The organism is Marinobacter oulmenensis, assembly GCF_014201735.1.
Taxonomy (GTDB): Bacteria; Pseudomonadota; Gammaproteobacteria; order Pseudomonadales; family Oleiphilaceae; genus Marinobacter; species Marinobacter oulmenensis.
On record NZ_JACHFE010000001.1, the window covers coordinates 245,945 to 269,382 of the forward strand.

General features: G+C 57.5%; 20 protein-coding genes. 14 read left to right on the forward strand and 6 right to left on the reverse strand.

Annotated features, from left to right (window positions below; translation table 11 throughout):
- The first annotated feature begins 1 nt into the window (after nucleotide 1).
- The 12 genes from HNR38_RS01120 (at nucleotide 2) to HNR38_RS01175 (ending at nucleotide 14,086) form a co-directional block, all read left to right on the forward strand.
- Complete coding sequence (locus tag HNR38_RS01120) at nucleotides 2-976, forward strand: alpha-ketoacid dehydrogenase subunit beta (RefSeq protein WP_183699697.1); 975 nt, start codon at nucleotides 2-4, stop codon at nucleotides 974-976.
- A gap of 14 nt (nucleotides 977-990) precedes the next feature.
- On the forward strand, nucleotides 991-1,776 hold the full coding sequence (locus HNR38_RS01125) for an enoyl-CoA hydratase/isomerase family protein (protein ID WP_183698908.1): 786 nt from the start codon (nucleotides 991-993) through the stop codon (nucleotides 1,774-1,776).
- Between the two features lie 3 nt (nucleotides 1,777-1,779).
- Complete coding sequence (locus tag HNR38_RS01130) at nucleotides 1,780-3,018, forward strand: dihydrolipoamide acetyltransferase family protein (protein ID WP_183698909.1); 1,239 nt, start codon at nucleotides 1,780-1,782, stop codon at nucleotides 3,016-3,018.
- Between the two features lie 18 nt (nucleotides 3,019-3,036).
- Nucleotides 3,037-4,209, forward strand: coding sequence for an acyl-CoA dehydrogenase family protein (locus tag HNR38_RS01135; RefSeq protein WP_183698912.1), 1,173 nt, complete (start codon nucleotides 3,037-3,039; stop codon nucleotides 4,207-4,209).
- Between the two features lie 57 nt (nucleotides 4,210-4,266).
- Nucleotides 4,267-5,790, forward strand: coding sequence for a long-chain-fatty-acid--CoA ligase (locus HNR38_RS01140; RefSeq protein WP_183698914.1), 1,524 nt, complete (start codon nucleotides 4,267-4,269; stop codon nucleotides 5,788-5,790).
- Between the two features lie 2 nt (nucleotides 5,791-5,792).
- A complete protein-coding gene (locus HNR38_RS01145; protein ID WP_183698916.1) occupies nucleotides 5,793-7,139 on the forward strand; it encodes an MmgE/PrpD family protein in 1,347 nt (448 codons plus the stop codon).
- 69 nt (nucleotides 7,140-7,208) lie between these two features.
- On the forward strand, nucleotides 7,209-8,414 hold the full coding sequence (locus HNR38_RS01150) for an ABC transporter substrate-binding protein (RefSeq protein ID WP_183698918.1): 1,206 nt from the start codon (nucleotides 7,209-7,211) through the stop codon (nucleotides 8,412-8,414).
- Between the two features lie 66 nt (nucleotides 8,415-8,480).
- Nucleotides 8,481-9,365 (forward strand): branched-chain amino acid ABC transporter permease, encoded by an 885-nt coding sequence (locus HNR38_RS01155; RefSeq protein WP_183698920.1) that lies wholly within the window; start codon nucleotides 8,481-8,483, stop codon nucleotides 9,363-9,365.
- Nucleotides 9,362-11,167 carry a branched-chain amino acid ABC transporter ATP-binding protein/permease gene (locus HNR38_RS01160; protein WP_183698922.1) on the forward strand — a complete coding sequence of 602 codons (1,806 nt, stop codon included), beginning with the start codon at nucleotides 9,362-9,364 and terminating at the stop codon, nucleotides 11,165-11,167. The genes HNR38_RS01155 and HNR38_RS01160 overlap by 4 nt, the downstream gene beginning before the upstream one ends.
- Nucleotides 11,160-11,876 (forward strand): ABC transporter ATP-binding protein, encoded by a 717-nt coding sequence (locus tag HNR38_RS01165; protein WP_183698924.1) that lies wholly within the window; start codon nucleotides 11,160-11,162, stop codon nucleotides 11,874-11,876. The genes HNR38_RS01160 and HNR38_RS01165 overlap by 8 nt, the downstream gene beginning before the upstream one ends.
- Before the next feature lie 57 nt (nucleotides 11,877-11,933).
- Nucleotides 11,934-13,349, forward strand: coding sequence for a dihydrolipoyl dehydrogenase (lpdA, locus tag HNR38_RS01170; protein WP_183698926.1), 1,416 nt, complete (start codon nucleotides 11,934-11,936; stop codon nucleotides 13,347-13,349).
- Nucleotides 13,350-13,480: 131 nt separating this feature from the next.
- Entirely contained in the window at nucleotides 13,481-14,086 is a 606-nt protein-coding gene (locus HNR38_RS01175; protein ID WP_221275609.1) for a TetR/AcrR family transcriptional regulator, read from the forward strand.
- An 83-nt stretch (nucleotides 14,087-14,169) separates the two neighbouring features.
- Here the strand turns inward: HNR38_RS01175 and trpE are convergent, their stop codons facing one another.
- From trpE to rpe, 3 genes are all read right to left on the reverse strand, one after another.
- Nucleotides 14,170-15,657 (reverse strand): anthranilate synthase component I, encoded by a 1,488-nt coding sequence (trpE, locus tag HNR38_RS01180; protein WP_183698930.1) that lies wholly within the window; start codon nucleotides 15,655-15,657, stop codon nucleotides 14,170-14,172.
- A 221-nt stretch (nucleotides 15,658-15,878) separates the two neighbouring features.
- Nucleotides 15,879-16,568, reverse strand: coding sequence for a phosphoglycolate phosphatase (locus tag HNR38_RS01185; RefSeq protein ID WP_183698932.1), 690 nt, complete (start codon nucleotides 16,566-16,568; stop codon nucleotides 15,879-15,881).
- Nucleotides 16,565-17,251 (reverse strand): ribulose-phosphate 3-epimerase, encoded by a 687-nt coding sequence (gene rpe / locus HNR38_RS01190; protein ID WP_183698934.1) that lies wholly within the window; start codon nucleotides 17,249-17,251, stop codon nucleotides 16,565-16,567. The genes HNR38_RS01185 and rpe overlap by 4 nt, the downstream gene beginning before the upstream one ends.
- A 164-nt stretch (nucleotides 17,252-17,415) precedes the next feature.
- On the opposite strand from rpe, the gene HNR38_RS01195 reads away from it, so the two are divergent.
- Nucleotides 17,416-18,321 carry a DUF3530 family protein gene (locus HNR38_RS01195; protein ID WP_183698936.1) on the forward strand — a complete coding sequence of 302 codons (906 nt, stop codon included), beginning with the start codon at nucleotides 17,416-17,418 and terminating at the stop codon, nucleotides 18,319-18,321.
- Here HNR38_RS01195 and HNR38_RS01200 read toward each other — a convergent pair.
- Genes HNR38_RS01200 through HNR38_RS01210 form a run of 3 tightly spaced genes read right to left on the reverse strand, consistent with a single transcriptional unit; the run spans nucleotide 18,313 to nucleotide 20,803 of the window.
- Nucleotides 18,313-19,071 (reverse strand): co-chaperone DjlA, encoded by a 759-nt coding sequence (locus HNR38_RS01200; protein ID WP_183698938.1) that lies wholly within the window; start codon nucleotides 19,069-19,071, stop codon nucleotides 18,313-18,315. The two genes, HNR38_RS01195 and HNR38_RS01200, sit on opposite strands and share 9 nt — an antisense overlap.
- A complete protein-coding gene (gene murU / locus HNR38_RS01205) occupies nucleotides 19,068-19,760 on the reverse strand; it encodes an N-acetylmuramate alpha-1-phosphate uridylyltransferase MurU (RefSeq protein WP_183698940.1) in 693 nt (230 codons plus the stop codon). Before murU ends, HNR38_RS01200 begins: the two co-directional genes overlap by 4 nt.
- Entirely contained in the window at nucleotides 19,757-20,803 is a 1,047-nt protein-coding gene (locus tag HNR38_RS01210) for an aminoglycoside phosphotransferase family protein (RefSeq protein WP_183698942.1), read from the reverse strand. Before HNR38_RS01210 ends, murU begins: the two co-directional genes overlap by 4 nt.
- Nucleotides 20,804-21,063: 260 nt before the next feature.
- Between HNR38_RS01210 and HNR38_RS01215 the strand changes: the two genes are divergently transcribed.
- The gene (locus tag HNR38_RS01215) at nucleotides 21,064-23,400 is read left to right on the forward strand and encodes an LPS-assembly protein LptD (protein ID WP_183699699.1); all 2,337 of its coding nucleotides are present in this window, start codon (nucleotides 21,064-21,066) and stop codon (nucleotides 23,398-23,400) included.
- The last annotated feature ends 38 nt before the right edge of the window (nucleotides 23,401-23,438 follow it).

Sequence of the window (23,438 nt, forward strand, 5' to 3'; positions counted from 1 at the left end):
TATGGCTGAGTTGCGGTATGCCCATGCGATTAATCGTGCACTTGCGGAGTGCATGGAAGAGGATTCGACGGTTTTCGTATTTGGTGAAGACGTGGCTGATGCCGGTGGCCCGTTTGGGGTAACCCGTGGATTGGCGTCCCGGTTTGGTGAGGACCGGATACGCGATACACCAATTTCGGAGGCCACCATGGCTAATGCAGCAGTTGGTGCGGCGCTTACCGGACTGAGGCCTGTATTGGAAATTATGTTCATGGATTTTATGACCTTGACCATGGATGCGGTTGTTAACCAGGCGGCCAAGGCCCGTTACATGTTTGGTGGGCAGACGAGTGTGCCAATGGTGGTGCGAACACCCCATGGTGGCGGCATTAACGCAGGGCCTCAGCACTCACAGTGTCTTGAAGCCTGGTTTGCCCATATTCCCGGCTTGAAAGTGCTTTGCCCCAGCAACCCGGCTGATGCTTATGGCCTCCTCAAGTCAGCAATCACGGACCCCGATCCAGTGATTTTCGTCGAGAACAAGGCCCTCTACGCCATGAAAGGAGAGGTCCCGGAAGAGGCTGCTTCGATAGAAATTGGCAAGGCTCTTCAGGTTCGGAAAGGGGAGGATCTGTCCATTGTTACCTATGGCGCTACGGTCCATACGGTGAAGCGGGCAGCCGAAATTCTGGCCGATAGTGGCATCGAAGCGGATGTACTCGACCTGCGCAGCATTCAGCCATGGGACGAGAGTGCAGTATTGGCATCGCTTAGGAAGACCCATCGGCTGCTAATTGTTCATGAGGCTGTCGAGGCCTTTGGGGTTGGCGCCGAAATTGCGGCGCGTATGGGCGATATTGGCTTCGACGAGCTGGATGCGCCGATTTCCCGTCTTGGTGCCCCGTTCGTCCCTGTTCCTTTTGCTCCGAGTCTTGAGCAGCAATATCAACCAGGTGCCGACGATATCGTCGCCGCGGCACGCAACCTTTGCGCCTGAAAAGGAGTCAAATCATGGCTGACCAAATTGTCCTTACTGAAGTTCGTGGACTTGTCGGGTTGATTACCATTAATCGTCCTGAGGTCCACAACGCGCTTGATTCCCGAACTTTATTGGCCCTGGAGAAGGCCTTGACTGAGCTGGAGTCCAATGAGCAGGTGCGGGTCATTGTCCTGACGGGGGCCGGGGAAAAAAGTTTTGTGGCCGGCGGCGATCTGGCGGAGATGAATGAACGTCAGGGGATCGCTCACTATCAGGAGTTTGCTGAAGATATACATCGGATCTTCAGGCGTTTTGAGGTTTCTGACAAACCAACCATCTGCGCAGTCAATGGCTGGGCCTTGGGAGGGGGAACCGAGTTGTTGCTGTCTCTTGATATTCGTTTGCTCGCGGATCACGCAATGTTGGCTCTGCCGGAAATCAATCTTGGCCTTTTCCCGGGCGCAGGTGGGAGCCAGAGAATTATCCGACAGATTCCTCTGTGTAGGGCTAAGGAAATGATGTTTTCCGGAGAGCGAATGACTGCCGAAGAGGCTGTCCGGGTTGGCCTGGCAAACCGTGTCGTGCCCAAAGAACAACTGATGGATGAGGCGATGTCCCTTGCGGAAACCATCGCGAAGAAATCACCGCTCGTCCTGAAACTCCTTAAGCGAACTTTGCGGGATGGAGCTGATATGCCTTTGGCCGGGGCCCTCGCTCACGAGCAGGCGATGGTCAGTTTGGTGTTTGACTCCAGAGATGCCCATGAGGGCATCGGTGCCTTCCTGGAGAAGCGCAAAGCAAACTTCATCGGACGCTAAGTTATGAGTGAGCTCAACGATCTGCTGATGCCTAAGCTTGGCCTGACGATGACCGAAGGCCTCCTGTCTGAATGGTGTGTGAGCCCGGGAGACGCAGTCAGTGAAGGCGATGTCATTTTTATCGTCGAGACCGATAAAGTGGCCACAGAGGTGTCGGCCCAAGCGGGTGGAACCATTGGTGAACTCCTGGTCCAGGAAGGGGAAACGGTTTCTGTGGGGGCCGTCGTTGCCCGTTGGACCGGGCCAGGGCAAGGGTTTACTACTGACCAGCCCGATGAGGGGGGTGCTCCGGCTGATGGGGCCTCCATGTCCTCGAAAGAGAAGCACGCGGCAAAGTCTGCTGATATCTCTGAATCGATGCCTGAGCCGCAGGGCGTGGTCTCCTCCTCTGTGCGGGTGGTTGCAACACCTCTGGCACGTCGACTGGCCCATGAGCATGGTGTGGACATGGTTGGCATTACGGGGTCCGGCCCCAGAGGCCGAATTAAGGCCGAGGATGTGCGAGCTGTGGTGAGTCGGAGTGATCAGGCGAGGTCTGCTTTCCTTGAACAGGCTGCCGAGCGCACACCGGCAGGGGGCGTTGTCCAGACGATGGCCCGGCGGATGGTCGAAGCCAAGCAGACCGTGCCCCATTTTTACCTTGCAACTGAGGTTGAAGTGACGGAGCTGATGGGCTTGCGGGAACGCCTTAACGATAATGACGATGCCCCCAAACTGACCATCAACCATTTTATTATCGCAGCCGTTGCCTCAGCTCTGCGTGCGATGCCGGAGCAAAACCGGATATGGGATAACGGGGACATTGTCCAGTTTCAGAGTGTGGATGTCGGTGTCGCGGTGTCCACGGAAAAAGGGCTAATGGCTCCGGTACTGCGCGATCTGGATAGTTGTTCCCTGGATGATATCGCCCTCCGTGCCACTGATTTGGTTGACCGCACTCGTGAAGGCCAGGCAACCAGAGACGATCTTCAGGGCGGAGCAATCACGATATCGAATGCGGGCATGTTCAATGTCACCTACATGACGCCAATCATTAACCCGCCACAGTCCGCCATTCTCGGAATAGGAAGCGTGCGTGAGCTTTTCCGGCCGGCAACGGATGGTACCCCAGTATTGCACCGGGAGATGGGTGTGGTTCTGGCAGGTGATCACCGTCTGCATGACGGTGCCAGTGGGTTGCGTTTCCTCAATCGGGTCATCGAATTATTGCAGGACCCATATCGACTGCTTCGCGGCGTGTAATGAATAGAGGCAAAAATAATGGATTTTTCACTGACCGAAGAACAACAAATGATTATCGAGACCGCGCGCAAGGTGGGCTCAGAGTTTGGTCTGGAGTATTGGGCTGAAAAGGACGAAAAGAAAGAATTCCCGACGGAGTGCTGGCAGGCGATCTGTGATGCGGGGCTGGCAGGCGCAAGCCTGCCGGTGGAGTTTGGTGGCTCCAACCTTGGCATGTTGGAGATGGCTCTGATCATTGAAGAGCTGGCCGCCAGCGGTGCTGGAGCTACGGTCGGGCAGATGTTTATGATCAACCCGATTTTTGGCGGGGTATCTGTCTCCAAATTTGGTAGCCCAGCTATGCAGAATGAGTTGTTGCCGGCTCTTGCTGATGGTCGTCTGAATTTCTGCATGGCGCTCACAGAACCCGACGCGGGAACGAATACTCTGGCGATGAAAACCTTTGCTTCGCCTGAAGGGGACGGGTGGCGTCTTAACGGTCGCAAGATTTGGATTACGGCGGTTGATGCTGCCCAGAAAATGCTGGTTGTCGCCCGAACCAGAAAAGCTGAAGAGGTGGAAAGGCCTACCCAGGGCATCTCAATGTTCGTGATTGACGTGGACCGTGAAGGCCTTAGTTATACCCCGATAGATAAGGTTGGTACACGTACCCTTAGCGCCTGTTCAGTGTTTTTTGATGATGTTTTTATCAGATCGGATGAGCTGATTGGAACATTGGATAATGGTTTCAAGGAACTCCTACATGTGCTCAACACGGAACGTGTTGTAACCACCGCCTGCATGGTGGGAGCCGGCAGGTTGGCGGAGCGGCTTGCGATACAGTACGCCAATGACCGGAAGGTCTTTGGAGGTCGACCGATATCTGCATACCAGGGATTGCAGTTCCCGTTGGCTCAGTCGCATGCCGAGCTGAAGTGCGCCCGGCTGATGAACCTTCACGCAGCCGCGCTATACGACGCTGGCCATCCCTATGCCAGTGAGGCAAATACCGCAAAGCTGATTGGCTCACAGGCTGCTACCCATGCCATTGAACGCAGCATGCAGGCGATGGGAGGAATGGGGTATGCCAAGGAGTTCCACGTTGAGCGGTTATGGCGTGATGCACGCCTGTTCAAGTTTGCTCCAATCTCCGAGGAAATGATCCTTAACTTTATCGCCACTCACGACCTGGGTATGCCCAAGTCCTACTAGGCTGACATTCCTGGCGGGGGCTGTCCCGACGTCAGTAAGCCGGAGGAGAGGATTACGATGCTTAACCTAACTGCTTCAGTTTCCTACCACGCGAAACGGGCGCCTGACCGCGTGGCAATCATCTATGACGATGAGGTTATTAGTTACGGAGAGCTCTACCACCGGGTTACCCGAATGGCCTCCTTGCTCCATGCAAAGGGTATAGGGCAAAACGATGTAGTCGCCATGTTTATGAAGAACAGCCCCGCATTTGTGGAGATCGCTCTGGCGATTAGCTACGTCGGAGCGGTTTTCCTGCCGATTAATTTTCGGCTGGCGGCTGGTGAAGCTGAGCATATTCTCAAGGATGCAGGGGCCAAGCTGCTTTTCATGGACGAAGAGTTTGCCAGGCTGAAAACCCTGGGATTTATGAAGATCATTGTGGGTGCGGTCGCTCAGGGTGATTCCCGACATTTGGTGCCAGATGATCTTCCAGCACCCTACCCGGTGCAGCGTAGCGAAAATGATCTGATGCGATTGATGTATACCTCCGGAACAACATCCCGCCCGAAGGGGGTTATGCACACCTACGGTAACTTTTACTGGAAATCGTTCGACCACATTATTGCTTTATCACTGACCTGTGATCAGCGCCTGCTCGTGGTTGGGCCGCTCTACCATGTGGGAGCCTTTGATCTGCCAGGTATGGCTGTGATGTTGGTGGGTGGCTCCCTGGTGTTGCATCGGGATTTTGATCCCGAGCAGGTCCTTGCCTCAATTGAACGACACAAAATCACCTGTGGCTGGATGGCGCCGGTCATGCTCTCGCGTGTATTGGCTACCGATAACCCGGGCCGTTTTGATCTCAGTTCCTTTCAGTGGTGTATAGCTGGCGGCGAAAAAACTCCGGAAGTCCGTATTCGGGATTTTACGCGGGTATTCAGTGATGGTCGGTTTATCGATGGCTTTGGTATGACCGAGACCTGTAGTGGTGACACGTTAATGGAGCCGGGCCGGGAGTTCGACAAGATCGGCTCTGTCGGGAGAGCGCTGGCTCACGTGGAAATCCGGATCGTTGATAGCAAGGGGATGACGCTGCCGCCAAACACTCAGGGCGAAATCTGTGTGCGTGGGCCAAAGGTGACCAAGGGATACTGGAATGCTCCAGACAAAACGGCCGAGAGTTTTTTCGACGACTGGTTGCGCACTGGGGACATCGGAGTGCTGGATGACGAAGGCTTTCTGTTCATCACTGACCGTGCCAAGGACATGATCCTGACTGGAGCGGAGAACGTGGCCTCTTGCGAAGTTGAAGGTGTTATCTATGAGTTGGATCAGGTTGCTGAAGCGGCGGTGATTGGGGTGCCAGACGTGGAATGGGGTGAGCGCATTGTTGCAGCTGTTGTTCCCAACCCCGACGCAGACCTTACCTATGAACAATTAAGGGATCACTGTCGGGCCCAACTGGCTGGTTTCAAAGTACCGCGGGAACTGCATATCTTCGAACAGCTTCCGCGCAATCCATCCGGGAAGATTCTGAAGCGTAGGCTACGGGAAGATTTGCAGGAGCGGTCCCGGGGAAATGAAACGGGGGAACAATAACAATGACTCTTGCTCAACACTTTGCTCATTTTATAAAAGGCCTTCGACTTGAACACATTCCCGAGGAGGTTATCAACAAGGCGCGGACCTGCGTTCTTAATGGTTATGGGATTGCCTTGGGGTCACATACGACAGCGTTTGCGCCCGTAGCGGGTAAGGCTGTGTTGGCCATGGATGGTGAACGTGAATGCGGGGCAACGTTGCTCAGTGACGGTCGCAGAACTACGACAGCCGGCGCGACGCTTGCCAATGCAGCACTCTTTCATGGACGAGCCCAGGAAGATACATGCGGCGTGGCCCATTTTGGTGCCGTTCTGCTGCCATTGCTAACCGGCCTGCTGGAGGAAGGTAATGGCGTCATAGAGGACTTCCTCCCAGCGTTGATTGCCGGCTATGAGATAGGCGGCGCGCTGGAGAGCGCCTATTCCCCGATAACGACAGCCGCCGGCCTTAGGGCTTCGCCGTTATACGGTAGCGTAGCTGCAGCGGCCGCGGTGTCCCGGCTCTGGAATCTTTCTGTAGAGCAGACGACTTCCGCCCTGGCGAATGCGGCGAGTTTTACCGGCGGTATCCTTCAGTCATTTGGTGACGGCACGGATGAGTGGCGTTACCAGGTTGGCATGGCTGGCAGGAATGGGCTTGCTTCCGCCTGGCTGGCACGAGCGGGGTCCGTTTCGGCGGTAAATGCTTTTGAGGGGCGAAGTGGCTTTATACAGGCGTTTGTCCGTCAGGCGCCTGATGTGGATGCCATTGCCGAAAAGCTGGGCAAGGACTGGTCGGTTCTTAAAGTAACCTTCAAACCCCACCCTGTATGCGCTCTGAACCAGACACCGGTTAGCGCTGCTATTGAATTGCGTGACCGCTTGGATGGCCGCCGGATTGAGGCGGTTCGGGTTTATCTCAACCCAACCGTTGTTGGCTACGCAGGCATGGATACTGAGGGGCCTTTCCATAGTGTTTCCGGCACCCTGATGAGTATTCAGTTTTGTGTCGCCACCACGCTCTTATATGGCACTCCAACGATTGCGCGGATGGGTCATTTTGACGATCCAGGGGTCAGCCACCTGATTCCAAGGGTCAAGCCCTTGGCGGATCCTGACATGGGGCTGCTGTCCTGCCGCATTGAAGCGGATGTGGAAGGAGAATCAATCTGCATCGATCGGCGTGTGGATCACACCGAGTATGCCTACGACAGAAAGCAGGTATCGGAACTGGTTCGTCGTATCGGAGAGGAAACCGGTGTGCCTCCGGCTGCCTATGATCGTCTGGAAAAATTCACCAACGAACTGCCTTACGCTGATCTTAATGATGTGTTTGCCGCGTTTAAAAATATACAGAAAGCCGGCTAACTCAGTGGAAAGTGCTCACCATTCGGGTGGCATGCTGACAATAAGTACAAATAAATGAAGGAGAAAAACATGACAAAAACTAAAACCCTTACAGCGATATCATTTGTAGCTGCACTTTTTTCAACAACAACGGTTTTGGCCGAAGACACTATTAAAATCGGTATGACTTCCGCCCTGACGGGACCATACAACGAATTTGGGGAGGGCAACCGGCGCGCGGTAGAACTGGCCGTGGAACAATGGAATGCACAAGGTGGCATCAATGGTAGAGAAATTGAGGTTGCTGAACTTCTGGATGATCAGTTGAACCCCGATCGGGCAGTTCAGAATATGCGGCGTATTCTTGATAACGAAGAGATCGTTGGAATTATTGGTCCGGCGGGTAGCGGCCCAACCCTGGCTGTAATGGATATGGTTGAGGCCGATGGTCGACCCTATATGAACCCCATTGCTCAGACTCCGGTGATTACTTACCCAGATGGCACCACGGGGGAAAATCCCAGGGGAAATATATTCTCTTTTGCGTTGCAGAATGACGTTGAAGCTGTCGCGATGGGTCAATACCTGGCTGATAACTTTGAACGGGTTGGTGTCATCCATGAAAGTACCGCTTATGGGGTAACTGGCGCTGATCAGCTTGCAGCGTCGTTGGATAAAAACGGGGCCGATGAGCCCGTGGCCGTATATTCCTATAACCAGGGTGCTCAGGATATGACGGCCCAGGTGGCACGCCTTAAACGGGACAATGTCGATGTAATTTCTGCCATCGGTCTGGGGACGGATTTGGCAGTTCTGCGTAGAACCATGGCTCGCTTGGCCGTTGATGTACCACTTCTTGCCTCTAATGGAGCTCTTGGGCAGCCCTACCAGGAAGGTGCAGGTGACCTGACCGTCGGTACTCTCGGAACGATGATCGGTGCCTTCTCCAAACCCATGCGTGAGGCGACGGCTGATTTTGCCCAGGCCTATAAGGACAAATATGGTACTGACCGCTGGTGGGGTAACGATCCGCAGTCCCCGCAGCTGTTTATGGCTATCTCCGTGTCCAACGCTTATGACGCAGCAAACATACTCTTTGAGGGGATCCGTAGGGCGGAATCGACGGAGCCTGAGGCTATTATCAATGGCATTGAATCCATTCTGGATTATGAAGGGGTGAATGCTGTTTATAGCTTCTCCGAGGGGCGCCACCACGGCATCGACCCCGATTCCATCAAAGTCTTCGAGTACGTGAAACAGGGCTCCAATATGCACTTGGAGCCCGTGACCGAGTAAACAGAGCACTGGGCTGCCCAGGCGGCCCAGTGCACAGGTTGGTTACTGCTATTCGGAGAGCTAGGCATGGACTTTTTTATACAGATGCTGGCATCGGGGCTGAGTGTCGGGGCGGTATACGCCTTGGTTGGCTTGGGCTTGAACCTGACTTTCTGGACCACTCGAGTGCTCAACTTTGGCCAGGGAGCGGTACTAATGGTTGGGGCGATGGTCACTGCGGTACTGATTGCATCAGGTACGCATGTCATTTTCGCGGTGGCAGTTGCTCTGCTGACGGCGGCTTTTATTCTGATTCTCATTGAAGCCTTGGCGGTGCGTCCGCTGGCCAAGGCGACAGGCTCAATGGGCTGGATCGTGTCTACGTTAGGTGCCGGCATCCTTCTTCAGGGTCTGGCCAGTTGGCGCTTTGGAACACAGGCCGTTGCCTTTCCGGACGTGTTGTTCTCAAGTGCTGATACTGTGCAGTTCCTCGGTGCTTACATCTCTGTGCAGTATATAGCCGTCTTTGTAATCAGTGTTCTGATCGTTGTTCTGATGGAACTTTTCCTTCGCCGGTCAACATGGGGATATGCAGTACGTGCAGTCGCTCATGATAACGAATTCGCTGCATTGCTTGGCATTCCGGTACGTCGGGTTGTTCTCGCCTCATTTATGGTTAGCGGTCTGCTAGCAGGTGTAGCCGGTATTCTGGTTTCCCAGGTTTCCGGCACGGTTGATCCCGGCTTCGGTATGCATCTCCTGATCCTGGCATTTGTCGCAACAGTTGTTGGCGGAATGGGCAGCGCTTTTGGATCGTTGGTTGGAGGCTTGCTTCTCGGTGTGCTTGAAAAGCTAGTGGGGGGGTATTGGTCGCCTGCAGCAGCCGAGATCGTGGCGTTTATCCTGCTCGTCGGTGTATTGACGATTCGGCCCCAAGGACTGTTTGGCAAACCGGAGGCTGTCAAAGTATGAAATCGATGCTGAATAAACTTCAGGGCGTAATCTCCAATGCCTATGTATTGATAGTCCTGATGCTTGCTATGGCTGTTGCTGCTCCATTTTCAGACGCTGGCACTGTTCAGATGTGGTGCTTCGCCGCCATTAACGTTCTGCTGGCGCAGAGTGTAAACCTGTTAACAGGGATTGCCGGACAGATCTCACTTGGCCACGCAGGTTTCTTTGCAATCGGGGCCTATACGAGTGCAATCGCCATGACGAACTGGGGCGTTCCTCTGCCACTGGCAGTTGCGTTCTCGAGCCTGATGGGCACGGCGGTGGGGTATCTGCTCTCTATTCCTGCCGGAAGGGTGAGAGAGTTTTATCTTGCCATGATGTCGTTGGCTTTCGGTCTGATTGTATATGAGCTGCTTCGGGAATGGCGCGGTGTGACTGGCGGAGTAATGGGTATGCGGGGCATACCCTCTGCACAGATTGGTACATTGGAACTGTTTGGCATTGAATTAGGCACCGTAGAGTATTTCTGGGGGCTTCTGTTTGCAGTTCTGGTAGTGATGTGGATGCTTCGCAATTTTGTAAAAAGCCATTTTGGGCGTGCCTTTTATGCAGTGCATGTCTCTGAACTTTCTGCTGGGTCGTTGGGTATATCCCAGGGCGCTACCAAACGCTTTGCTTACGCGTTATCAGGTTGTATTGCCGGGCTTGCCGGTGGTTTTTATGCCTTCCTTGTGGGGTACCTGACGCCCGAGAGCTTTACGATGATGCGTTCGGTGGAGATTCTCGTCATGACCATCGTGGGTGGGTTGGGATCGCTTGTTGGTCCTGTGCTGGGGGCTGTGCTTTTTACGTATCTGCCGCAAAAACTACAGGCATTCAATGACTATCAGTATATCGTGTATGGCTTGGTGCTTTTACTCACGTTCACCCTGCTGCCCAAGGGATTGGCCGGGCTGTTCAATGTGCATACCCGATTTAGCAAGCGTGATCAGCTGAAGCTGACTACGGATGCAAATGCGGCGTTGACTATGCGGACCCCCGCCTTTGATCCCCTGCTTAGGGTGGAAGATGTAGTGATGGAATTCTCCGGTCTGAGAGCGCTGGCTGGGGTATCACTTGAACTTCGCCGTGGCAGTGTAATGGCGTTGGTGGGACCCAATGGTTCGGGGAAAAGCACGTTGGTGAATGTGATCAGCGGCATATATGCCCCGACCCACGGGAAAATCTATTTTCAAGGCCGAAACATTTCAGGACTGCCATCACATGTGATTGCGCAGGCGGGCGTTTCGCGTACCTTCCAGGATCCTCGTAATGTCCCCGCCTTTACCGTCCGGGAGAACGTGTTGATGGGGGCCAATCGGCTATATCGACACAATGCATTGTCGGCCGCAGTCAATGCCAAATGGGCAAAAGTTGAGGAGTCCCGGGAACTTGCTCGGGTGGAGGCGTTACTGGGTGCTGCCGGCCTGTCCGATTCTGGAGATAAGGTCATTGGAGATTTGCCATACGGTACTCAGAGACTGGCGGAGGTTGCTCGTGCTTTGGCATCGGATCCGGAACTCTTACTTCTGGATGAACCTGCTGCTGGCTTGTCCGAGGCTGAAGCGGAACAGCTGGTGGGATTGATTCGATTGGCTCAGCGTCATGGTGTTGCCGTGATCGTCATCGACCACCACATGGATTTTCTGGCTGGCCTGGTAGATGAGGTGGTGGTCTTTGAGGCAGGAGAGGAGATATACCGGGGCGATATGGACGGTATGCGTACGGACCCTGCGGTCATCGAAGCCTACCTGGGAGCGGAGGAAACCGAAAATGCTTGAAGTGCGAAATCTACAGGTAAGCTATGGCGCCATCGAGGCAGTTCGGGATGTATCGCTATCAGCCAGGTCAGGGCATATAACGGCCTTGATTGGTGCCAATGGTGCGGGGAAATCATCTTTGATGCGCGCCATATCGGGGGTGACTCCTGCCACGAGTGGGCAGATTCTGGTCAATGGAAGGGATATCACTCGCTTAAAGCCTCATGAGCGAGCACGGGTGGGTGTGGCCCATGCCATGGAGGGGCGGCGGATTCTGCACCAGCATACGGTAGAGGAAAACCTGGTCACGGCATGGCATTTCCGGAAACCTCCAGGGAGCTTCAAACAAGCCCTGGAAAAGGTCTATTCCAATTTTCCTGTGCTGGCTGAGAGGCGTCGGGCAAAGGCCGGCACTCTTTCTGGAGGGCAGCAACAGATGTTGATTTTGTCGATGGCAACTCAGCATGAGCCGCCGGTTGTATTACTTGACGAGCCTTCCCTCGGGCTAGCTCCAATTATCGTCACGCAGATTTTCGAATACATCAAAGCCTATAGCGCGGAGGGAAACCGGGTAGTGCTGCTGTCAGAACAGATGGCGACTCTGGCCTTGAAGGTGGCGGATTATGGTTATGTCCTCAAGCATGGCCAGGTGGTCTTTGATGGTGACCGGAAACAGCTCAATGATGGTGTGGCTGATCTGTCCAGCGCCTACCTTGGTACGACGGGATGAGCCTATGCCCGGTGTTCGATGGATGCTCTGTGAGCGGGCTTCGTTTGGGGGAATGTCATGAGTAAAGAAGTAAGTGATGAGCTTGAAGCGGATCTTGTTGTACTTGGTGGTGGCCCGGGGGGATATACAGCGGCTTTCAGGGCAGCAGATCTCGGGCTTTCCGTGGTTTTGGTGGAAAAACGTGAATCCCTCGGCGGTGTCTGTCTGAATGTGGGTTGTATTCCCTCCAAGGCATTGCTGCACTCCGTTGCTGTCATGGAGGAGGCGCGAGCTTTGGGCAACCGGGGAGTTGAGTTTGCTTCGCCGGATATTAACCTTGAACAGTTGCGTAGTTGGAAAGACGGCACAGTTAAGAAGCTGTCCGATGGCCTGTCGGGCCTGGCGCGTCGGCGCAAGGTAAGGGTGATAACTGGAGAAGGACGCTTTACGGGGGCGCATTCTCTGGAGGCTGGCTCGACAGTGGTTCGCTTCGACAAGGCCATTATTGCTGTAGGGTCGCGACCGGCAACGCTGCCTTTCCTGCCGGCTGATTCCAGGATAATGGATTCTACAGGTGCGTTAGCCCTTGAAGAGATCCCTGAACGCTTGCTGGTGATTGGTGGTGGTATAATCGGCCTTGAAATGGCGACCGTATACTCTGGCCTCGGTTCGTCCGTAACGGTTGTTGAAGTCACAGACGGACTGATCCCTGGGTGCGACCGGGATTTGGTTCGGCCCCTCGAAAGACGTATAGCCAAACGTTACGAATCGGTTTTGACTGGTACCCGCGTAACCGGGGTAGAGGCCTTGCCGTCGGGTCTTAAAGTGCTTTTTGAAAGTGCTGATGGCACCAAAACAGAGGTCTATGACCGAATTTTGGTAGCCGTAGGGCGCCAGCCGAATGGCGGCCTTATTGATGCAGATAAAGCCGGTGTGAGCGTTAATGAGCATGGCTTTATTGCGGTTGATCAGCATCAGCGGACCAATGTCCCCCACATTTTTGCGATTGGAGATGTTGTCGGCAATCCCATGCTGGCCCATAAAGCTACATACGAGGCTAAGGTTGCGGGGGAGGTGGCTGCTGGCATGGGGGCAATAAATGACGCCAAGGTGATTCCATCGGTTGCTTATACCGACCCTGAAGTGGCCTGGGTGGGGCTGACTGAGGAAGAGGCCAACAGTAGGGGGCTTGCAGTGGAAGTCGCGTCTTTTCCATGGATGGCCAGTGGTCGGGCTCTCACCATGAACAGTGGCGACGGACTGACCAAAATTGTAACCGATGCCCAGACGCATGCGATCCTGGGTGTCGGTATGGTTGGTTCTCACGCGGGCGAGCTTATTGCCGAAGCCGCTCTGGCAATCGAAATGGGGTGCGAGCCTGGGGATGTCGCATTGACGATACATGCGCATCCTACGCTGTCTGAGACGTTTGCGTTTGCCTCTGAAGCATTTGAGGGCACCTTGACCGAGTTGTATTTGGGGAAGGACAAATGATTTATCATGGCGGGCCATATTAGTGGCAGGGCTCTTCTAGGGAGCCCGGATCATCAATTGAATTCTTGGAAAGGGGGACGGTGATGGCAAGGTGGAAGAACACCGTGCCAACTCGGAATCACCTTCATAAAATGAAGAGTGAGGCCTTGTTGCGGGAAGCGGTTTCAGCTTTTAACCAAAAGGGATTTTATGCCACTTCCCTGGAGGACATAGCGAATAGCATGGGTGTCACGAAAGCGGCGCTTTACCATTATTTTCCCAGTAAACACGCGCTGCTTTTTGAGGCTTTCAAGGAAGCCTTGCGAGTCGCTTTTGAAAGCCTTGAAATCGCTCAGCAAAGCGGTCGTACCGGTTTGGAAAAGCTACAGTTTTCTATCCAGAGATACCTTGAAGTGGCGTTGGGAGAGCTTAGCCGGTGCGTGATTCTTACCGAAGAACACGCTCTGCTGGACGAGGATAGGGCCGAGATTGTAAAACAACGCGATCAGTATGAGCATGCCCTCAGGGACATGGTGAGAGAGGGGATCAATGACGGAAGCATTATTCCCTGCGATCCCAAGTTGGCAATTTTTTCGATTTTTGGTGCGGTTAACTGGGTACCTAAATGGTTTACGGAAATGGGGGATTGGAGCAATGTCCAGTTGTCCCAGGCGATGGCGCAGCTATTGTGCCGGTCAATAGCCAGTGATGTAGCCAGTGAGCTTCCGACGGATGTGTCTGCACTGCAGGTCCCTTGAATCAATATGGAGGGAACGCGACTCCCGATTTAGTATACTGTGTGCAGCAGATCGGGTAGGTCTGCTCCCTCCCTTGCAATGACTCAGTGGTCGTAATCGTTGTAAGTCATGGACACGGCGCGGAAAATGGCGCGGCCCTTGTTCATGGTTTCTTTCCATTCCATGCGTGGAACAGAGTCGGCGACGATGCCGGCGCCTGCCTGGATGTGCAGGGTCTTGTCCTTGATGACGGCGGTACGGATGGCGATGGCCGTGTCCATGTTGCCATTGAACGACAGGTAGCCCACAGCCCCACCATAGACGCCCCGTTTCACCGGTTCTAGTTCGTCGATGATTTCCATGGCCCGGATTTTCGGGGCGCCACTGAGGGTGCCGGCGGGCAGGGTGGCGCGCAGCACGTCCAGACAACTGGTGTCGCGCTTCAGCCGGCCGGTGACGTTGGACACGATGTGCATCACGTGGGAATAGCGTTCCACGATCATCTTGTCGGTGAGGCGCACGGTGCCGGTTTCTGAAACCCGCCCGGCGTCGTTGCGGCCCAGGTCGATCAGCATCAGGTGCTCGGCGATTTCTTTAGGGTCTGCCAGCAGTTCCTTTTCCAGCGCCTTGTCTTCGGCCTCGGTGGCGCCGCGCTTGCGGGTACCGGCAATGGGCCGCACCGTGACTTCCTCATCTTCCACCCGCGCCAGGATTTCCGGCGAGGAGCCGACGATGTGGAAGTCGTCCAGGTCCAGGAAATACATGTACGGCGAGGGGTTGAGCACGCGCAGTGACCGGTACAGGTTCAGCGGTGGCGCTTCGAAGGGGATGGACATGCGCTGGGAGATCACCGTCTGCATGACATCGCCATCCAGGACGTATTCCTTGATCTTCTCGACGGCGTTTTCAAATTTGTCCTGACTGAAGCCGGAGATGAAGTCGGTCTCGTCGACTTCCTTGCCGCGCAGGTGTTCGGGCGTGCGCGGTGCGTCGGCAGTCTGGCGGTGCAGCCGGGACTCCAGATCGTCAATGCGGGCCTGGGCTTGTTCGTAGGCGCCTTCGCTGGCCGGGTCCACGTGCACAATCAGGTGCAGTTTGCCGCGCAGGTTGTCGAACACGACAATTTCATCCGACACCATCAACAGGATATCCGGGGTGCCGATGCGGTCCGGCGGGCAACTGTTGCGCAGGCGCTTTTCGATGTAACGCACGGTGTCGTAGCCGAAATAGCCCACCAGGCCGCCGTTGAATCGCGGCAGTTCCGGCAGGTCCGGCGCGTTGAAACGCTTCTGGTATTCGTCCACAAAGACGAGGGGATCCTCGACCTCGGCTTCCTCGACAACCTCGCCGTTGCGGGAGACTTCAATACGGTAATCGAAGACTTTCAGAATCTCCCGGCTGGGCAGGCCGATGATGGAGTAACGGCCCCATTTTTCACCGCCCTGTACCGATTCAAACAGGTACGAGTAAGGGCCGCTGGCCAGTTTCAGATAGGTGCTGAGTGGGGTGTCGAGATCCGCCAGTACTTCGCGGTAGACAGGGATACGGTTATAGCCGGCTTCGGCGAGCTCGGAGAATTGCTCGGGTGTCATGGGTCGATTTCCTGAAAACTGATCTGCTTTTTGTCACAACGGTCCGTTACCGTCATGACCGGTGGTGTGGGCGTCCGCCCCGTGGCCTGCTCAGCCGGTGCGCCATCGCCACCATCGTGTTGCGCGGCTGGTCAGAATGCCTCGCGTTGCAGTCAGATGCAGTCCCTGCACGGCAGGAATCTCCCGAAGTAGTGAGTCCAAAATATAACGTCCTTGCGAGATTACAAAAGCTCGGCCAGCGAATCAACAACGGCGTCTGCGCCGAGAGTATCGGCCGGCTTGCCGAAGTTGTAGCCGTAACGTACGGCCACGCTGGGAATGCCGGCGGCCAGGGCTGCGTCCACGTCAGCGGCGGAATCGCCCACCATGACCGTGGTGCCCGGTGTGCCGTTGAGTGCTTCCATGGCCCGGAGCAGCGGCGCCGGGTCGGGTTTTTTCACCGGCAGGGTGTCGCCACCGAGAGTCAGTTCAAACCACTCGGCCAGGCCCAGGCGCTCCAGCAAAGGCGCCACGAAACGTTCGGGTTTGTTGGTGACCACGGCCATCCGGCAGCCATGGTGCTTGAGGTGTGCCAGGCAGTCCAGCACGCCGTCGTATACCCGGGCGTGTTGTCCGTTCAGCTCGCCATAGGCCTGGAAGAAAATGGCCAGGGCATCCTCGAACAGGGCGTCGTCTTCCGGGCGGGCCGGCTCCCAGTCCGCCTGGTCGGCCAGTGCCCGGCGGACCAGTACCGGCGAGCCGTTACCCACCCAGTTCCGGACCTTCTCGAGCCCCGCCCGTGGGCGACCCAGGTGTTCGAGCATCCGGTCTGTGGCCGCCGCCAGATCCGGGGCGCTGTCCACGAGTGTGCCGTCAAGATCGAACAGCGCGACACCGGGCCAGCGGTCATTGAACAGGCCGTTCAGGTTCATCCGCCGATAACCTTGCGGGCCTGTTCCAGTTCCTCACGCATGCCATCGATGGTGGCTTTGTAGTCCGGCGTGTTGAAGATGGCGGACCCGGCCACGAAGGTGTCGGCGCCGGCTTCGGCAATTTCACGGATGTTCTCGGTTTTTACACCGCCGTCGATTTCCAGGCGGATGTTGTAGTTGCTGGCATCGATCTTCCGGCGGGCTTCACGGAGTTTGTCGAGGGTGCCCGGGATAAACTTCTGCCCGCCAAAACCGGGGTTTACGGACATCATCAGCACCATGTCCAGTTTGTCCATCACGTAGTCCATGTGGCTCAGCGGCGTGGCCGGGTTGAACACCAGGCCGGCCTTGCAGCCGCCATCGCGGATCAGTTGCAGGGAGCGGTCGATGTGGTTGCTCGCCTCCGGGTGGAAGGTGATGTAGCTGGCGCCCGCGTCAATGAACATGCGGATCAGATCGTCCACCGGAGAGACCATCAGGTGCACATCAATCGGTGCGGTCACGCCGTGCTTGCGCAGAGCCTGGCACACCATGGGGCCGATGGTTAGGTTGGGGACATAGTGATTGTCCATCACATCGAAGTGCACGACATCGGCACCAGCGGCCAGTACGTTATCCACTTCTTCGCCCAGGCGGGCAAAATCGGCAGAGAGGATGGATGGGGCAATCAGGTACGGGTTCATCTGGACTCTCTCGGTTGTCTGTCGGGTTCAGTGTTGGGCCGGGTTATCGGCTTTCTGGGAACCCTGCTAGTCTATCAGCTTGGCGGTGAATTTCGCAGCGTGGGGTACAGGCTTTGTTGATTGGGAAATGTCTGAAAACGGCTGGTCTGGCAGGCCTGCTCGCTGTGTTATCGGCGAACCTGTGGGCGCAGGCGGCGGAGAATGCGGAGGCCCCGCCAGAACCGGCTCCGACCACCGGCAATGGTTCCATGGAGCGTTCCAGCGTGATCACGGGCCTGGGGGAGTGGGCGCTTGCCCGCCTGTACCCGGATCAGGCGGTCTGGCTGTCACCGAATGAGGATAACCGGGCACTGGCCCTGTTCCAGCCGGAACTGAAAACGCCCACCCGGGGCGCCGTGCTGGTACTGGCAGACGAAGGCCAGACGGCCGACGAAGCGGTGCTCGGCCCGTTGCGCCAGGCCCTTGCCGAATCCGGGCTGGCCACCATGACGCTGGGCCTGAATGAGCCGCCGGAACCCCTGCGCGAAGCCCGCGAGGAACGGAACGTCCCCACGCCTGAGGGCGAGGAAGAATCGACGCAGGCAGTTGCCGGAAATCAGGCTGCCATCAATGTGGCGCAGAGCAACAACCTGGAGGGTCTGGCGTCGGAATACCGCACCGCCGTCAGTGCCGCGCTGGATGCTGCGGCGGCAGAGCTGGCGGCACGGGGCTACCAGCGGGTGTATCTGATCGGCGTTGGCTGGTCCGCCGACTATGTCACTCAATGGGCGGCAGCCACCGGGACACCCGCTGGCGTGATCTGGCTGGCGCCGAGGTTCTACCCCCAACAACTGGCGGCACTGCCCGAACAGCTGGCGGGCGAGCGTTCCTGGCGTCTGCTGGACCTGCACGATACCAACGGCAGGGCAGACCTCCGGGCCCAACAGCGGGCCGGAGCCTTCGCCCGCCAGGGAGTGGCGGACTACCAGCGACAGCCCCTGCCTATGGCCAGTCCACCGGTGGCTGAAGACGCCCGATGGGTGGCCAATCGCGTGGTGACCTGGGTGCTCCGACAGGCAGGCTCAGGTTAAGTTGTGACGCCGCTGTATCAGTTCCCAGGCCTGCTGATAGCGCAGTAGCTGATCCTTGGCCCGGTCGCGCTCGGCGGCGGTGAGGGACTGCCGGGCGAGTTTGTCCGGGTGGCAACTGGAGACTTTCCGGCGGTAAGTTTTTTTTACGGCTTCCAGGCTGTCCCGGCGGCTGACGCCGAGTATCCGGCAGGCCTGTTCATAGGTGGTGGGTTGCGCGGCGGGTGGTGCATCCCGCATCCAGGCCCGGGCGCCGTAGCTTTCCAGAATCTCATCGCTGACGGTCACCGGCAGGCCCATGGCCGCGATGGCATCTTCGCACCGGTAGCGTCGGGCTTTGCCGGGCTGGCCTTTGATCTGGGCGCCATGGCACAGGCAAATGGCCACCTTCAGGGCGAGATCCGGCCACAGCCGGCCGAAAAACCGGAACATCAGGCCGCGGCGCATGGGCAGGTTCGAGGCGTCTTTGCCCTGCCGGAACCGTTTGATGGCCTGCTGGCGCTGCCGGGAGGACAGTTTCAGGGCCTTGATCAGTGCCTCGGCGTAGCCTATGTCGGTTTCTGTGACCCGCCCTTCTGCTTTGGCGAGATGACCCAGAAAGAAAAACAGTGGCGGACGGCACCAGAAGGGCAGGCTGGTACGGCTGACCAAACGGTCCGCACGGTAATCGCAGATTGACAGTTCGCCCAGCAGCTCCGCGAGTGCCGACTCAAGGCGTGGAGACAGGCGCGCATTGGCTTTGGCCTTGCTCATGATGGGACTCCGCCATGGCTCAGGCGTTTATCCAGCTCGTCCAGGCGCTGGGGCGTGCCCACATCCAGCCATTGTCCGGTGTGGTGTACCCCGCGCACGCGGTCGTTTGCCATGGCGCGGCGAAGCACGGGGCCGAGCTTTCCGGCGCTGTCGTCCAGTCCGGCAAACAGGCGGCGGTGCAGCAGGCTGATACCACTGAAGGTGAGCCGGTTCGGGCCATCACTGGCGAGCACTCCGTCGCTGCCCAGGTGAAAATCGCCGTTGGGGTAGTGGTCCGGGTTGTCTGTCATTACCAGCACGGCATCGGTGCAGTCATCGTCCGGAGGTATCAGTCGGGACAAGGGAAAATCGGTCCAGATGTCGCCATTGATGACCAGAAACCACGTGTCGCCCTCGTCGGTCAGCAGGGGCAGGGCGCGGATGATGCCTCCGGCGGTTTCCAGGGGCTCGCCTTCGGCGGAATAGCGGATGCGAACGCCGTAATCGCGACCGTCCCCCAATGCCTGCTCGATCTGTTCTCCCAGCCAGGCATGGTTGATGACCAGGTCTCGGAAACCGGCTGCCTGCAGGTGTTCTATGTGATGGACAATCAATGGCTTGCCGCCGGCAACCAGCAGCGGCTTCGGGGTGCTCAGGGTAAGTGGGCGCATACGCTCGCCTTTCCCGGCAGCGAGGATCATGGCTTTCACTGCGGCTGGCACTCCCCGGACGGCAAGGGGCCGATCTGCTGTTCCACTTTGGGGATGACGGTATCGCACAGCCATTCATGGAAATGCCGGAAGGCGGGCTGGCGGGCACTGGCTTCGCACAGGTAGCTGATGGTCCGGGGAATGTCCTGGAGATAGCCGGTCTTGCCATCCCGGATGGCCAGGCGGGCGAAAATGCCGGCGGCCTTCAGGTGCCGCTGCATGCCCATCAAATCAAACCACTGGGCAAAGGTTTCCGGGTCCGCCCGGTGCAGGCCGGCCTTGACGGTCGCCTGGCGGTAGTACTCCAGCCATTGCTCCACCTGTTCCCGGGGCCAGCGGATGTAGCAGTCCTTGAGCAAGGACACGGCGTCGTAGGTGATGGGACCACGCACCGCATCCTGAAAGTCGATCACGCCCGGGCGTGAGTCGCCGGTCCGGATCATCAGGTTGCGCGAGTGGTAATCCCGGTGCACGGTCACAACCGGCTGGGCCAGGGCGCTTTCCTTCAGCAGACCGAAAGCGGTATCGAGCATCGCCCGGTCGTGATTGCCCAGTTCCAGGCCCAGGTGCTGCTCCAGCAGCCAGTCCGGGAACAGGGCCATCTCCCGGTCCAGCAGGGCGGCATCATAGGGCGGCAGAGTATAGTCCGTGGGGGAGTCCTGGCGCGCAATCAACAACAGTTCGTCCAGGGCCTGGTGATAAAGAGGGTCGGCATTGCGGTCGTCCAGTTCCGCCAGCATCTGCTGGTCGCCCAGGTCTTCGAGCATCAGCAGGCCCTGGTCCAGGTCTTCCGCTTCAATGGCGGGCACTGCGATACCGTGCTGGTGCCAGTGCCGGGCGATGGCCAGGAAGGGCGCGCAGTCTTCATGGGCGGGCGGTGCGTCCATGACAATCAACGGTGTCGGATTTCCTCCCCCGTTGGTGCGCCATACCCGGAAATACCGGCGGAAACTGGCGTCGCCGGACACCGGCTCGGGGTTTGCCGATTCCAAGCCAGGGTGTTGCCTGACCCATTCGGTCAGCAGTTGCAGGCGGGTATCCATGGTTATTATTGGCTTCCTCTGATTCCGGGGCATGCTCTGGAACGGTAGCAGACGCGATGCAAGTAGTGCGAACAGGCCCAAGTATAAATAGGGTAAATCGGATTTGCAGCGGCGTTTCCGTTAACAAGGCCGGGGGGCGCGTGTAAACTAGTGAGCCGGTTCAACCCCGACTGTCATTCACCCGGAACAGGAAACTCTCTACCGTGCCCAGCCATCGTCATTCCCTGAGTGGGTCCAGGAAGCGCCTTGCCGGGTTCATCATGGCGATGGTTCTGCCGCCAGCGGTCTTCGCGGCGGAGGCAAACGAGCCCCCGACAGCAGCGGAAATTGACTGGCGCCCGAAGAGTGAACTGCCACCGGAAGTGGCCGAGACCATCCCCGCTTCCTGTCAGGGCGGCTACCTGCCCTCAATGCCCGCCACAGAGGCCAACGAGGAGACTCCAGCCTCCGGTGAATTGCCTCTGCAGGCCAGCGCTCTCAATGCCCGTTACCGGATGGATTCGGAACTGTACCTGCAGGGGGACGTAAAACTCAGGCAGGGTGAGTTCCGGGCGTCGGGTTCCGAAGCGGTCTATAACCAAGCGACCGGCGAAGTCAGCATGCAGGGGCCGATTGTCAGCCGTGGCCAGGGCTTTCTGATGACCGGGGAAGAGGCCCGGTACTCGGTGTCCTCCGGTCGGATGGACGTTAATACGGCCACTTTCCTGCTGCATGAGGCGGAGCTTCGGGGGCAGGCCGCGGGGCTGAGCCGGATCGGCGAGAGCGAGGTTCAGATCACCGATGGCATGCTCACCACCTGCGCCCCGCAGCAGAATGACTGGTCCATCGTCGCCTCGGATATCCGCCTGGATCGGGCCGAGGGCACAGGCACCGCCAAACACGTGCGCCTGGAAGTGCTCGATACACCGGTTTTCTACTGGCCCTACATCAGCTTCCCGATTGATGACCGCCGCAAGAGTGGCTTTCTCTATCCCTCTTTCGGTTCGTCCAGTGCCGGTGGTGGTGGCTATCTGGCAACTCCCTATTACCTGAATCTGGCGCCTCATTATGACGCCACACTAACCCCTGAGTTCATCTCCGGACGGGGCCTGTTCACCGAGGCCGAAGGCCGCTACCTGAGCGAATATGGCCAGAGTGTGCTGCAGGTGGGCTACATCAATAACGATTCCGCCTACGAAGACGACAACCCCGGCGAAGACGGTGAACGCTGGGCCCTGGATTTCACCACCCGTGCCGGTTTCGGCAATGGCTGGCGGGGCTACGGGGATTATTCCGTGGTCTCCGATGACGATTACCTGGACGATCTGAACCGGTCCCTGGCGATCAACCAGAGCACCCACCTGCGCCGCCGGGGCGGGGTGCGTTACCAGAGTGACGACCAGTACTTTGAGGCCTACCTGAACGGTTACCAGACCATTGAGGATCGTATCCTTGACGAGAACCGGCCATACGACCAGCTTCCGGAACTCCTGTACGGCGGTACCCTGGAAGCCGGCTGGCTGGAAGCCAATCTGGAGAGCCAGTACACCTGGTTTGATCGGGATAACGAAGGGCTGACGGGCCTGGATCGCGCCACTGGCCAGCGCCTGCGGGCCATTCCCGAGGTGGCGCTGCCCATGCGCGCGCTCTGGGGCTACAGCCGGCCGTCGGTCAGCCTCGATTACACCCGTTACGAGCTGGACGACTACACCCAGGGCGATGGCAGCTTCGATCGTTCGGTCCCGGTTTTCGAGTGGGACAACGGCCTGTATTTTGACCGCCGTTCCAGTCTGTTCGATGTGCCCTACAATCAGACGCTGGAACCGCGCCTCTATTACGCCTGGGCCGACGCGGACGCAGACCAGAACCATATCCCCGATTTCGACACCGGGCTGCGCAGCTTCCGCTATGAGCAGCTGTTCCGCCGTAACCGTTTTACGGGTGGCGACCGGGTGGGCGATGCCAACCAGTTGACGGTATCGCTGACCAGCCGGATCAATGATCTGGAAACCGGTGCCGAGCGGGCCCGGATCAGTATCGGGCAGGTGCGCTACTTTGATGATCGCGAAGTGACGCTCTTCGGCAACGGGGCCTCCAGCCGGGCCCGTTCCCCCTTTGCCGGCGAACTGGTGCTGCACCCTCTGGATAATCTGGAAATCCGTTCCTCAGGGCTCTGGGATCATGATACCGGGGAGACGGTCGAGGGCCGGAGTCAGTTGACCTTCCACTCGGAGGATTACCGCTATCTGGCGACCGTCGGGCACACCTACGACAGCACAGCCTCCGATCCGGACCGGGATGTACTCGATCAGACCGACATTGGTACCGTCTTCCCTGTGACCGACCGGCTGAGCGTGATCGGCCGCTGGGTGTATGATGCCGATCTCGACCGCACCGTTGGCAGTCTGGCCGGTCTGGAATACAACAACTGCTGCTGGAGTGTCCAGGTGGTGCATCAGAACTACCTGACCGATGACCAGATTCTGGATTCCCGTCTGCTGTTCCGTATCGAGCTGAAAGGGCTTGGCGGCGGTGGCGGTGCGTCCGATAGCATTGCCGAAGCCATTTATGGCTACGACGAACGCGAGCGTCGCCGTTTTGGAACTCCAAGCCGGTAAAACGAACCAAGGCCTGCAAAGCCCGGTAGGGGATGCGG

Coding starts and splice junctions, on each gene's coding strand:
- HNR38_RS01140 (WP_183698914.1), top strand. CDS start 4,267: ATGCTTAACCTAACTGCTTCAGTTTCCTACCACGCGAAACGGGCGCCT.
- HNR38_RS01125 (WP_183698908.1), top strand. CDS start 991: ATGGCTGACCAAATTGTCCTTACTGAAGTTCGTGGACTTGTCGGGTTG.
- HNR38_RS01160 (WP_183698922.1), top strand. CDS start 9,362: ATGAAATCGATGCTGAATAAACTTCAGGGCGTAATCTCCAATGCCTAT.
- HNR38_RS01150 (WP_183698918.1), top strand. CDS start 7,209: ATGACAAAAACTAAAACCCTTACAGCGATATCATTTGTAGCTGCACTT.
- trpE (WP_183698930.1), bottom strand. CDS start 15,657: ATGACACCCGAGCAATTCTCCGAGCTCGCCGAAGCCGGCTATAACCGT.
- lpdA (WP_183698926.1), top strand. CDS start 11,934: ATGAGTAAAGAAGTAAGTGATGAGCTTGAAGCGGATCTTGTTGTACTT.
- HNR38_RS01155 (WP_183698920.1), top strand. CDS start 8,481: ATGGACTTTTTTATACAGATGCTGGCATCGGGGCTGAGTGTCGGGGCG.
- HNR38_RS01200 (WP_183698938.1), bottom strand. CDS start 19,071: ATGAGCAAGGCCAAAGCCAATGCGCGCCTGTCTCCACGCCTTGAGTCG.
- rpe (WP_183698934.1), bottom strand. CDS start 17,251: ATGAACCCGTACCTGATTGCCCCATCCATCCTCTCTGCCGATTTTGCC.
- HNR38_RS01215 (WP_183699699.1), top strand. CDS start 21,064: ATGGCGATGGTTCTGCCGCCAGCGGTCTTCGCGGCGGAGGCAAACGAG.
- HNR38_RS01165 (WP_183698924.1), top strand. CDS start 11,160: ATGCTTGAAGTGCGAAATCTACAGGTAAGCTATGGCGCCATCGAGGCA.
- HNR38_RS01130 (WP_183698909.1), top strand. CDS start 1,780: ATGAGTGAGCTCAACGATCTGCTGATGCCTAAGCTTGGCCTGACGATG.
- HNR38_RS01175 (WP_221275609.1), top strand. CDS start 13,481: ATGAAGAGTGAGGCCTTGTTGCGGGAAGCGGTTTCAGCTTTTAACCAA.
- HNR38_RS01185 (WP_183698932.1), bottom strand. CDS start 16,568: ATGAACCTGAACGGCCTGTTCAATGACCGCTGGCCCGGTGTCGCGCTG.
- HNR38_RS01145 (WP_183698916.1), top strand. CDS start 5,793: ATGACTCTTGCTCAACACTTTGCTCATTTTATAAAAGGCCTTCGACTT.
- HNR38_RS01210 (WP_183698942.1), bottom strand. CDS start 20,803: ATGGATACCCGCCTGCAACTGCTGACCGAATGGGTCAGGCAACACCCT.
- HNR38_RS01120 (WP_183699697.1), top strand. CDS start 2: ATGGCTGAGTTGCGGTATGCCCATGCGATTAATCGTGCACTTGCGGAG.
- HNR38_RS01135 (WP_183698912.1), top strand. CDS start 3,037: ATGGATTTTTCACTGACCGAAGAACAACAAATGATTATCGAGACCGCG.